The 12,676-nt window shown below is 46.8% G+C and carries 6 protein-coding genes; all 6 read left to right on the forward strand.

Translation table 11 applies throughout. The annotated features are described in order from the left end of the window. On the forward strand, positions 1–1,707 hold a 1,707-nt coding region (locus G588_RS0111215; RefSeq protein ID WP_022778832.1), incomplete at its 5' end, for an InlB B-repeat-containing protein. Positions 1,708–1,977: 270 nt separating this feature from the next. Next, positions 1,978–3,162 (forward strand): YibE/F family protein, encoded by a 1,185-nt coding sequence (locus tag G588_RS20005; RefSeq protein WP_051139939.1) that lies wholly within the window; start codon positions 1,978–1,980, stop codon positions 3,160–3,162. Between the two features lie 89 nt (positions 3,163–3,251). Beyond that, positions 3,252–8,477, forward strand: coding sequence for a CehA/McbA family metallohydrolase (locus tag G588_RS21575; protein WP_022778834.1), 5,226 nt, complete (start codon positions 3,252–3,254; stop codon positions 8,475–8,477). A gap of 119 nt (positions 8,478–8,596) precedes the next feature. After that, positions 8,597–10,651 (forward strand): DHH family phosphoesterase, encoded by a 2,055-nt coding sequence (locus G588_RS0111230; protein ID WP_026668735.1) that lies wholly within the window; start codon positions 8,597–8,599, stop codon positions 10,649–10,651. Position 10,652: 1 nt separating this feature from the next. Next, positions 10,653–11,099, forward strand: coding sequence for a 50S ribosomal protein L9 (gene rplI, locus G588_RS0111235; RefSeq protein ID WP_022778836.1), 447 nt, complete (start codon positions 10,653–10,655; stop codon positions 11,097–11,099). A gap of 3 nt (positions 11,100–11,102) precedes the next feature. Then, positions 11,103–12,446 carry a replicative DNA helicase gene (dnaB, locus tag G588_RS0111240; protein WP_022778837.1) on the forward strand — a complete coding sequence of 448 codons (1,344 nt, stop codon included), beginning with the start codon at positions 11,103–11,105 and terminating at the stop codon, positions 12,444–12,446. Positions 12,447–12,676: the final 230 nt, after the last annotated feature.

Here is a 12,676-nt window from a genome sequence, read left to right on the forward strand (position 1 = left end):
GATGAAGATACCTACAAGATCAGCTACACAACAGATGGTAACGGATCAGCAAATCCTGAAGATGAGACACATCAGGTACTTGATACTCAGGATAAGATAGGTGGCTCCGAGGCGAAAGCAAATGCTGGATATGTATTTGAAGGCTGGTATAAGGGTGAGGAGAAGGTAGCAGATACAGCAACAATCAGTGCAGAGGTTGTATATGCAAACCTCAACACCAGAGCAAAAGACGGACTTCATGATGATACAACCTTCGAAGCAAGATTTGTACTTGATGTTAATGACACCTACAAGGTAGAATACAAGACCGATGGAAACGGAACAGCAACACCTGCAGAAGAGTCACATCAGGTACTTGATACTGCATCCATCACAGGATCCAAGGCGGAAGCTAATCCTGGATATGTATTCGATGGCTGGTATAAGGGCGATGAGAAGATTGCAGGCGCAGGCGAGACAATCGCTCCCGCCTTCGTAATCGACAACCTCGATAAGAGAGAGGACGGACTTCCTGCAAAAGTAACAACCTTTACAGCTAGGTTTAAACTTGACGAGAATGCGAAGTTCACAGTAACTTATCTCACAGACGGCAACGGAACAACAACACCGAGCGAGGAGACACACCAGGTACTTGCAATTGTATCTGATATTACAGGTTCCCTTGCAAAGGCAAATGAAGGTTACAAGTTTGACGGCTGGTACAAGGGCGATACTAAGATCGAAGGAGCAACAGAGCAGTTTAGTCCCGGTCTTGTATATGCAAACCTTGACAAGAAGGCAAACGGACTTCCTGACAACACAACTTACACAGCTAAGTTTGTGAAGGATGAGACTCAGACCAATGAGATCACCTACACTGTTAACCACATAGTTGATGGTGAAACAAAAGCAACTACTAATTACACCTCTAAGGTATGGGTTGGAGATCCTCAGACTGTTAAGGTAACAGCTGAAAGTCTCAAGCCTAACACCTATGACGGATATGAGTACAGCAAGACTGTATATGCAGAGGGCGGCGCAGAAGCCAAGGCTGATGATGAAGTTAAGGATAAGACAGTTATCAACGTGATCTATGAGCCTATAATGATTAACGTCCGCTATGAGTACAGACCTGCAGCAGGAGTAACCCTTCCAAGTGACTTCCCTGCAGCGCCTGCAAGCTTCAAGGTTAAGTACAACGAGCTCTTCGATGTGGCTGACGTACCTACTTACAAGGGATACAAGCTCACTGATTGGGCAATGGAGAGAGATACAAGCGGATTGCTGGAATTCTTTACAGCAGGTGGAAATACATTTAATTTCCTCGGTTTGTTTGCTGCAGGATCCCAGGGACAGATGAGAGCACCTGCTTACGATGTAGTTCTGTACTCTATCGTAACCAGGACCTCAACACCTACACCGCCTACGCCTCCTACACCTAACCCGCCTACACCGGGACCTACACCTACTCCTACACCTGACCCGACACCTGCACCTACACCGACACCTACCCCGGCAGCACCCGTAGCTGCAGCAGGCGGCGGAGAAGCAGTTCTCGGAGCAAGACGTGACACAGGTAACGGACAGGCCGTTCTCGGAGCAAGAAGAGCAAGAACCGATGACACCACCAATCAGACAGCAAGAGGCTTTGCAATTCTTGTATCAGCAGCGGTAGCGATTTCTCTACTTTTCGCAGGAAAGAAAAAAGAAGAGGAAGAGCAGAAATAATAACCAAATAATATTTACTTAACGGTAACTGAAAGTTTCCCCCGGGATGCCCGTACAATGCGGATATCCCGGGGGACTTTTGTATCGTAGTTTTGTCTAACAAAATTGTTATATTATAGTTAAATATTTATATGGAATTTGATATGGATATCTGCTAAAATTAAATCTCGCTCGAGAGAAATAAAATATGAATTAATATTTCGGGGATAATGTAACTGTTTTTTGTTTTTGCCGCTGCATCTGTATCTGCGGCGGATTGGGATGGATAGTATGGGAAGTATCAAAGGGAGCGGGGGGGCTGCGTCCTTACCTTCTAAGTGGGACAACAAGCGCATAATTGCAGTGGTAGTGCTGACTGCAATTTTTATTTTGTCTTATTTTCTCATTCATTTTTTCCTTATTGAAAAAGCAGAGAGCACCAGTGCCAAGTCCGAGTTTGCCAAGGGCAGGGTTGTCAGCGTTTTGCAGGACAACACCCAGAGGGATGAGAGCACCGAAGGAGTCCTTAGAGGCTCCCAGGAGGTAATCGTAGAGATCCTGTCGGGAACTCAGAAGGGGAAGCAGTTTCTGACCACCAATTACCTGAGTGCTTTGTACAATATCAATGCAAAAGAGGGCGCCAAGGTCATCGTAAGACTTGATCCGCAGGGGGATAGCGTCAGCGCCTTTATATACAGTTATGACAGGGGGATGGTCATTCTTGTACTTATTCTTATCTTCGTAGCAAGTCTCCTTATCATCGGCAGAGGAAAAGGCGCCATGGCCTTCATCGCTCTGTTTATCACATTTGTCAGCATAGTAGGGATTCTGTTTCCTCTTTTGGAATACGGATTTCCCGCAATACCTGTTACAGTCTTGATTGTTTTCTACACCACAGTTTTTACCTTTGTTCTAATAGACGGAATTAACAAAAAAACGATAAGCGCGGCCCTTGGAACGCTCTCCGGTGTCGTTATAGCTTCACTGTTTGCGGCTATCGCCGGTGCATTTGCGCATATTACGGGATTCCAGACCAATGAGTCGGAGGAACTCCTTCTTATAGGAAGAGATCACGGTATGAAGATCGGCGGACTTTTTACCTGCGGAATCCTTATCGCAGCCCTGGGAGCTGTTATGGATGTGGCCATGAGCATAGCTTCGGCGGTTCATGAGCTAAGGAGCGTTAACACAGCCCTTTCCGCAAGAGAGCTCTTTGAATCCGGCATGAACATCGGCCGTGACGCCATGGGCACTATGGCCAATACACTTATCCTGGCTTTTGCGGGATCTTCTTTTACACTGCTTTTACTGGTTTATTTTTACGATATCACACCCCTTCAGCTTCTTAGTACAGATCTGATAGCAAGGGAAGTAATACAGGGCGTGTCAGGCAGCATCGGCATTGTCCTTACGGTACCTATTGTGGCGCTTTTATCCGCAAGGATAGAGACCATGAAGAAGGATACCAAGGTGTGATCTGCTTCGGTTCCATCAAAAGGCTTAATTGGGAGAGTGAGTCTTTTGTCTGAACATAAAGTATTGTTTCAAAAGAAAGGTGGGAGCGTATGAAAAACAGAAAACGCATACTGGCGATTCTCCTTGCGGGATTTATGTCAGTATCAACGGCATTCTCGGTTAACACTTCCGTAGCATTTGCTGCAGAGACTACCGAGACTGTTCAGTCCGAGACAGAGAGTGAGGCATCCGGCGAGGCTTCATCAGAGAGCTCATCGGCAGCATCAAGTGAAGCATCAAGTGAGGCATCGAGTGAGGCTTCATCAGAGGCATCAAGCGAAGCTTCATCCGAGAAGCAGACCGAGGCTGCAACTGAAGGCACTACAGAGGCAGCTGCTGTGGAAGCTACAGCAGAGACTGAGGCTGACAAGGAGATCGAGCTTACAACAATCGCTGAGGCCAAAAGCGGCGCAGAAGGCACAACTTACAATGTTAAGGGTGTCGTTAACTACGTATCAGGCAAAAATGTCTATGTAGAGGATGAGACAGGAGCTATCTGCCTCTATCTGTCTGAAGCAGACAAGACAATAAAGGTTGGTAACCTTCTTACTGCAACAGGTGCCCTCAAGAACTACAAGGGACTTGCAGAGCTTGACGCAGCAACAATCGTTGAGAAGGATGAGACCAATACTTTTGACTATGGTTTTAACACCATAGAGGCAGCAAATTTCAAGGATTTTGTTGCAAACTACAACGATTATGAGTGCAAAAAGGTGGAGCTTGAGGGTGTTAAGTTTGCCTCCATCAATGACAAGAAGAACAACGTATATGTAGAAGTTGACGGAACTAAGGCTCTTGTATACGGAAGCAACCTGGACAAGCTCTTTAGCTTCGAGGTTGGTACAACCGTAAACATGACAGCTGTTGTATGCGATTACAACGGAATAGAGCTTCTCCCTATTACAAATGGTGATCGTCCTGCAGTAGAGAAGGTAGATGAGGCAGGCGAAGATCAGCCCGCTGACGATGTGACAGTTGATGATTCTGTTACTCTTCAGGTTGCCAAGTGGGCAGGCACAAATCTTGCTGAGCACATTTCAGACCTTGTTGTTTACGCTGACAAGAGCGCTGACAACGACTTCGCTGATACAGCTCATGAGATCACTGCTTTCGTAGGTGGCAAGCAGGTAGCTCCCGTGTATGACTACACCAGCAGTGGCAGCAAATTAGCTGTTATCGGCTCCAAGGGAATGAAGTCCGGGGATTACTATCTTGTTACTGTTTCAGGTAAGGGCTATGGCCTGTACACACTTCATTTTGACATGAAGGGATCAAACACAGGTGCCAAGAACTGGAAGGCAGCTTACAGTACAGACGGCGAGAACTTCACAGAGATCGGAGATAAATTCGAAGTATCAACAAGCTGGAAGGATGATATCACCTTCAGCGTACCTGCAGAAGTTGCTCACGTTGACAAGGTATACTTCAAGGTAGGCCCTGCAGACAACACTTCCATCAATGGCAAAGAGGTTGCTGCAACAGGAGCTAACCGTTTCACAACCATCAAGGTTACAGCTAGCCCCGCAATTACATCAGACATGGTTGCAGGCGTAAATGTAGAGCCTGAATCAGGCGAGGTTCCTTACGGACAGGCTCTTACAATGGTTACTCCCACCAAGAATGCAACTATCTACTATTCAGTAAATGGCGCAGAGTTCGCAGCATATGACGAGGCTAACAAGCCTGTTCTTGCAGCAGAGGATTTTGTAGCTGCATCAGAGCTTGATCCTGTTAAGAAGGCTATAGTAGTAGCATATGCAACAGCTGAAGGCAAGACAGACTCCATCAAGAAGTCCTTCGTATACAGCCTTGCAGCTGTAGGTAACGTTAAGGCAAGCCCCAACGGCGGCGCTGTAAGAAAGAGCCAGTTCATCACTCTTAAGACAGCTACAGAGGGCGCCAAGATCCTTTACTCCCTTGATAAGGGTGAGACATGGACTGAGTACACAGATCCTTTCAAGCTCTCTGACCTTCCTGCAACAGTTCAGGCCAAGGCTACCTGCGAGGGATATTCAGACAGCGCAGTCTCAACTTTTGAGTTTACAGAGAGAGTTAACGAGGAGTACAACATCTATTTTGGTCAGCTTCATTCACATACCCAGTACTCAGATGGTTCAGGTACCTGTGAGGAGGCATTTAACCACGCAGCCAACGAAGTTGAGAACCTTGACTTCCTGGCAGTAACTGACCACTCCAACTCTTTTGACAACGACACATCAGCAACAATTTCAGACGGCAGCGCATCCTCAGAGTGGAAAGAGGGTCACGAGCTTGCTGACAAGTACACAAGAGACGACTTCGTATCTCTCTATGGCTATGAGATGACCTGGTCAGGCGGAGCTCCCGGTCACATGAATACCTTTAACACCAATGGATTCATGAGCCGTAACATGACAGGCTATGAGAGCAAGTCAAGAACAGCTCTTCAGAACTATTATGCACAGCTGGTTAACACACCTGATTCAATCAGTATGTTCAACCACCCCGGAACAACCTTCGGTGATTTCTATGACTTTGCTTACTATTCAAAGGCAAACGACCAGCAGATCACACTTATCGAGGTTGGTAACGGTGAAGGCGCTATCGGATCCAGCGGATACTTCCCTTCATATGAGTACTACACAAGAGCTCTTGATAAGGGCTGGCATGTAGCACCTGCCAACAACCAGGATAACCACAAGGGAAGATGGGGAGATGCCAACACAGGCAGATCCGTAATCCTTGCTGATTCACTTACAAGAGAAAATATTTACGACGCTATCCGCAACATGCGTGTATATGCAACAGAGGATAACGACCTTTCCATTTACTACACACTTAACGGTGAGATAATGGGAACAGTTCTTGATGAGACACCTTCAGAGGTTAACATCAAGGTTAAGACTTCCGATCCTACAGATTCAGGAATGATGACTGTAGAAGTTGTTACTAACGGCGGATTCGTTGTAGCAAGCAAGAGGGTTAACGAGGCTTCTGACGTAGCAGAGTTTAACCTTTATCCTGACAAGAACTATTATTACATCAGAGTTACACAGGCTGACGGAAATATCGCAGTTACAGCACCTGTATGGGTTTCAGCCGTTGAGGCTGTAGGAATCAGCTCTCTTTCAACTGATACATCACTTCCTGTAGCAGGACAAGAGCTCAATATCAATGCAACCTTCTATAACAATGAAGCAACAGATTTTGACGTAAGATCAATCGTTTACTCAGCTAACGGCGCAGTTATCCACGTAACAGATGTTACAGGAGATATGAAGGCTATCAAGTCTCAGGGCGAGATCAACGATACTTTCAAATATCTGTGCGACAAGGCCGGCAAGCAGACTATCGATGTAATTCTTCTTGGATACTTGAACGGCGTGGAAAAGAAGTACACAGCTACCCTTGATCTTGTTTATGTATCAGACGAGATGGTTACACACGTAGTAGTTGACGGATCACACCTCAATGACTATGTATCAGGCTATTACAGCGGAAACGTTGGTAACTTCGCAGATATCGCAGCAAGCGATTATGTTAAGGTAGACGTTGTTAATACAGAGATCACCAAAGAGACTCTTGCAAATGCAGCAGTTTTTGTTGTTTCAGCACCTAACAAGAACACCAAGAACGGTGAGATCAAGCACTTCGAGGATTCTTTCATAGAACTGGTAAAAGAGTATGTTGCAGGCGGCGGCAACCTTATTGTCTGCGGTCTTGCTGACTATCAGGATACCAAGGACTGCCAGTCATCTGTTGAGATCAACAAGCTCCTTGCAGCTATCGGAGCAACCACAAGGATCAACTCAGATGAGGTCTGCGATGATGATAACAACGGCGGACAGAACTACAGACTGTATCCTACTAACTTCAACAGAAACAGCTACCTCCTCAAGGGCGTAACAAGCACTCAGAAGTACAGCGCTTACAGCGGATGCTCAGTCCTTGTTGATGAAGAGGCTGTAGCAGCAGGTAAGGCAGAAGCTCTTGTTATGGGCTATGACACAACCTACACCAAGGATTGCAAGCAGTTCGACGATCAGTACAAAGAAGTTCCCAAGGGAAGCGTTGTATTTGCAGCAAGAGAAGAGCTGTCATCAGGCTCAGACGTTCTTGTGACAGGTACAGTATTCCTCAGTAACTTCGAGGTTAAGTCAGAACTTGATAATGGCGGAGACGAGTACTACGCTAACAGAAACATCCTTCTCAACTACCTTTCAAACAACAGAAAGGAGATCAAGGTAAGCACAATTGCCGAGATGAGAAAGGGTAACCCCGGCGACATCTTCACAGTTGAGGGTTATGTAACAGCCGGAACAGCAGTTGAAGGCAACAAGTTCTTCGACACTATCTATGTTCAGGATGAGACAGCAGGAACCACGGTATTCCCTATAGCAGATGCAGGTATCGAGATCGGAACCAAGGTAAGACTTACAGGTTTCGTTGACGGATATCAGGGCGACAAGGAGATCCAGATCTACAACTACAAGGTTCTTGATGCTGAGCCTTATGTATTTGCTCCTAAGGCAGTAACCACCAAGGAAGCAGCTGATTACGAAGCCCTCGGTGGATCACTCCTTCAGGTAGAGGGTAAGGTAACAAAGGTTGTAACCAACACAGCAGGCGTTGACTACTTCTACGTTGTAGATGAGTCAGGCGTAGAGGCAAGAGTATTCATCGACGGATACATCCTTGCATCTGACGGAAACGACACTGTTAACGAAGACGTTGTTGTTGGCAACACCATCAAGGCGGTTGGTCTGTCATACTATAATCCTGACGGAGCATGCCTCAGAGTTCGTGACAGAGCAGAGATCGAGCTTGTAAAAGTAGCTGAGCCCGAGGTAAAGGCAACTCTTATCACCAAGTGGGGATCAACCTACTATGTTGACGAGAAGGGCAACAAGCTTAAGGGATTCCAGGTAATTGACGGAGATACCTATTTCTTCAACCTTAAGAGCGGCGGCATGGTAAGGCAGGACTTCGTTACTGTAGACGGCAAGAAGTATTACCTTGATTCCAAGGGTAAGCTTGTAAAGGGCCGCTTCATGGATAAGTGGCTGTCCACCTACTACTTTGATGAGAATGGTGTAATGGCTACCGGTATGACAGATATCGACGGAGCACGTTACTACTTTGACAATAAGGGACATCAGGTTAAGCAGGCATGGATCAAGGAGAACGGCGTTAACAAGTATTACGCCAAGGCTGACGGCAAGCTTGCCAAGAGTGAGACAATCACTAAGTGGGGCAAGAAGTACAGCTTCGATGAGAACTATGAACTTATCAAATAATTGACTTGGAACTAAATAAGAGTCTGTGATACAAACTCCGCGGTGGGCTAACCCATCGCGGAGTTTTGTGCTATACTATAATGAGTAATGTCTGTGGTTTGGGGGAAGAGGACAGGAATATGCCAAATAGATCACGAGTGAAGTTAAAAGGAAAACTTAAGACTTATCTTCGTATTTTTACATATCTGGGGATTCTGCTTGTTTTGGTAAATGCGGCGGTATTTACGGTTAATTTTACTGCCGGGCTTATCGTGCTTGCGTTTACCGGACTGTATTTTATAGCGGTTCTGTATCTCAATTTCTATAACAAACCCATTATCATGAATGAGCTTGTGAGTTTTGCCACCGAGTACGGACAGATTCAGAAGAGACTCCTCAGGGAGCTGGATCTTGCCCATGCGGTTCTTGATGACACCGGCAAGATTGTATGGACCAATGCAGCCTTTGAGAGGATAGTTCACCAGGACAAGGGCTACAGGAAGAGTATTACCAATCTTTTCCCGACCATCACACCCGACAAGTTTCCGGAAGGACCGGAGGAGCTGTCCTTTGATCTTGACTATGACAACAGCAATTTTACCCTCAAGATGAAGAGGATATCTCTGTATGAGATGGCTCAGAACAGCGATATCATCGATGCTGATGGCTACGAGGGCAGTCTTATAGCCGTATACCTTTTTGACGAGACGGCTCTCAAGCTGGCGATCCAGGAGGTTGATAACCAGTCACTGGCAGCAGGTCTTATCTACCTTGATAACTACGACGAGGCTCTGGACAGTGTCGAGGAAGTCAGAAGATCTCTTTTGACAGCTCTTATAGATCGTAAGATCAACAAGTACATCGCTTCCTGTAACGGTATCGCCAAGAGACTTGAGAAGGACAAATACTTCGTTGTTATGCCCAAGAAGTCCTGCGAGATGCTAAGGGAGCAGAGATTCGATATCTTGGAGGATGTTAAGACCGTTAACATCGGCAATGAGATGGCGGTTACCTTGAGTATAGGTATGGGACTTGACGGTCTGTCCTATGCACAGAACTACGAATTTGCCCGCAATGCCATTGATCTGGCCCTTGGACGAGGCGGAGATCAGGCAGTTGTTAAGAGCGCAGACCACATCGCCTATTACGGCGGTAAGAGTCAGCAGATGGAGAAGAGCACCAGGGTTAAGGCAAGAGTTAAGGCTCACGCCCTTAGAGAGATCATTTCCGGCAAGGACAATGTCATTGTTATGGGACACAGGATCGGAGATGTGGACTCTTTTGGCTCATCGGTTGGTATCTACAGGATTGCCAAGACTCTGGACAGGAAGTGCCATATTGTTCTTAATGATGTGACCACCTCCATGCAGCCTCTGGTTGACCTGTTCAAGAACAATCCGGATTATGAGAATGACATGATCATCAATAATCAGCAGGCCATCGATATGGCAGGCAGCAACACGGTTCTGGTGGTTGTAGACGTTAATAAGCCCAGTATCACTGAGTGTCCGGAATTACTTCGTTTCTGCAAGACCATCGTTGTGCTGGACCACCACAGGCAGGGCACAGAGGTTATCGAGAATGCAACGCTGTCCTATGTTGAGCCCTATGCTTCATCAGCCTGTGAGATGGTATCGGAGATACTTCAGTATATCGGCGAGAATGTGAAGATCAGCAATGAAGAAGCTGACAGCATGTATTCAGGAATGATGGTAGACACCAACAACTTCATGAACAAGACAGGTGTCAGAACCTTTGAGGCGGCAGCTTTCCTTAGAAGAAACGGCGCGGATGTCACAAGAGTCCGCAAGCTCTTCAGAGAGGATGCAAGAGAGTACAAGGCCAAGGCTGATGCAGTCAGCCAGGCTGAGATCTACAGAGAGCGCTATGCTATGTCGGTGCTTGATACAGAAGGCCTTGCCAGTCCCACTATTGTGGCGGCCCAGGCGGCCAATGAGCTCCTTAATATCAAGGGAGTAAGAGCAAGCTTTGTCTGCACCGAATACATGGGCCAGACCTATGTCAGTGCCAGATCCATAGATGAAGTCAACGTTCAGATCATCATGGAGAAGCTTGGCGGCGGCGGACATATGAGCAGCGCAGGATGTCAGTTTGAGGGAATATCAGCGGCTGCAGCCATTGAAAGAGTCAAGGAGACTCTGGATAAAATGACAGAAGAAGGAGATTTGAATTAATATGCAGGTTATTTTATTACAGGATGTTAAGACCCTTGGTAAAAAGGGAGAAATAGTAAAGGTTAGCGACGGATATGCCAAGAACTACGTAATTCCTCAGAAGCTGGGAGTAGAGGCAACCGACAAGAACAAGAACGAGCTTAAGAATCAGCAGAAGAGAGACGCCATCGTTGCACAGCAGCAGCTGGACGAGGCCAAGGCCTTTGGAGAGAAGATTGGCGAGAAGACTGTTCAGGTGACCATGAAGGCCGGTGAGGGCGGAAGAGTATTCGGAAGCGTATCCTCCAAGGAAATCGTAAGTGAAGCCGAGAAGCAGTTTGGCTTTAAGCTTGATAAGAAAAAGCTTCAGCTTCCTGAACCCATCAAGGCTTTCGGAACCTACGAGATTCCCGTTAAGCTTCATCCCCAGGTAACAGCAACACTCAAAGTTTGTGTAAAGGAACAGTAATCTATGCCGGAAGAACAACTCTTAAAAAGAGTGGCCCCCAACAGCCTTGAGGCCGAGCAATCGGTGGTGGGAGCCATGCTCATAGACAAAGACGCCATAGAGGTGGCTTCGGAGATTGTGAATCCGGAGGATTTCTACAACAGGCAGCTGGGAACGCTGTTTGAGACCATGGTTGAGCTAAACAGAGAGGGCAGCGCCGTTGACGTTGTTACCCTTCAGAACAGGCTCAGGGAAAAGAATGTTCCGCCCCAGGTTTCCAGTGTTGAGTTCATCGGTGAACTGGTATCCGCTGTTCCCACTTCCGCCAACGTCAAGTATTATGCCCAGATCGTTGCGGACAAGTCCACTTTGAGGAAGCTTATCAAGGTCAGCGAGGATACCATCAACAACTGCTACACCAACCAGGAAGATATGGAGGCCCTTCTCAATGATGTTGAGAAGGACATCTTTAAGATAACCCAGAAGAGAAGTGCCGGAGACTTTGTTTCCATCGATCAGGTGGTTATGAATACTCTTAACAGTATTGAGATCGCCAGCAAGATGAAGGGCAATGTTACAGGTCTTTCCACGGGCTTTCTCGATCTTGATTACAAGACCGCAGGTTTCCATCCTTCGGAGCTTATTCTTATTGCGGCCCGTCCCGCCATGGGCAAGACCGCTTTTGTACTTAATATTGCAGAGCATATGGCCTTCCACGATGGCAAGTGCATCGCCATCTTTTCGCTGGAAATGAGTAAGGAGCAGCTTGTACAGCGTCTCCTTGCCATGGAATCCCATGTAGACTCCCAGCACATCAGAACCGGTAATATGTCGGATATGGATTGGGAGAAACTTATCGAGAGCGCTGATGTAGTGGGCGGTTCCAAGCTCATCATCGATGACACTCCCGGTATCACCATCCAGGAGCTTCGTTCCAAGTGCAGGAAGTACAAGATGGAGTTCGGCCTTAACCTTATCATGATCGACTACCTGCAGCTCATGAGCGGTGGCGGCGGTAAGAGCTCAGAGTCCAGACAGCAGGAGATCTCAGAAATCTCAAGATCCCTGAAGGCCCTTGCCAGAGAGCTGGACGTACCTGTAATCGCTTTGTCACAGCTGTCTCGTGCCGTTGAGTCAAGACCTGACCACAGACCCATGCTGTCAGACCTTCGTGAGTCCGGAGCCATCGAGCAGGACGCAGATATGGTAATGTTCATCTATCGTGATGATTATTATAATAAGGATTCGGAGAAAAAGGGCGTGGCGGAGATCATCATCGCCAAGCAGAGAAGTGGACCTATCGGAACCATTGATTTGTTGTGGTTGCCGGAATATACGAAATTCGCAAACATGGAGCGATCCCACTGAGCAATGCAAAAAAAGGAATATGAATTCACCGTGTGAGCTTGCTCACAAAGGTGAATTCATATTCCTTTTTTTATACTGCGAAGCAGCGACAACGAGGAACAAGCGAAGCGTTTCCGAGTCTGGCGGCATTGCGAAGTGGGGAAGACTAAAGGGACGCAAAGCGAAGCCAAATGTCAAATAAAAAAAGCACGTTCAATCAAGTAAACTTGATGAAACGTGCTTTTTATTAT

The sequence above is a fragment of the Butyrivibrio sp. AE3009 genome (assembly GCF_000420845.1).
Taxonomy (GTDB): Bacteria; Bacillota; Clostridia; order Lachnospirales; family Lachnospiraceae; genus Butyrivibrio.

Excerpts from the sequence above, each read along its gene's own strand:
- G588_RS20005 (WP_051139939.1), top strand. The coding sequence starts at position 1,978 with ATGGGAAGTATCAAAGGGAGCGGGGGGGCTGCGTCCTTACCTTCTAAG.
- G588_RS21575 (WP_022778834.1), top strand. The coding sequence starts at position 3,252 with ATGAAAAACAGAAAACGCATACTGGCGATTCTCCTTGCGGGATTTATG.
- G588_RS0111230 (WP_026668735.1), top strand. The coding sequence starts at position 8,597 with ATGCCAAATAGATCACGAGTGAAGTTAAAAGGAAAACTTAAGACTTAT.
- rplI (WP_022778836.1), top strand. The coding sequence starts at position 10,653 with ATGCAGGTTATTTTATTACAGGATGTTAAGACCCTTGGTAAAAAGGGA.
- dnaB (WP_022778837.1), top strand. The coding sequence starts at position 11,103 with ATGCCGGAAGAACAACTCTTAAAAAGAGTGGCCCCCAACAGCCTTGAG.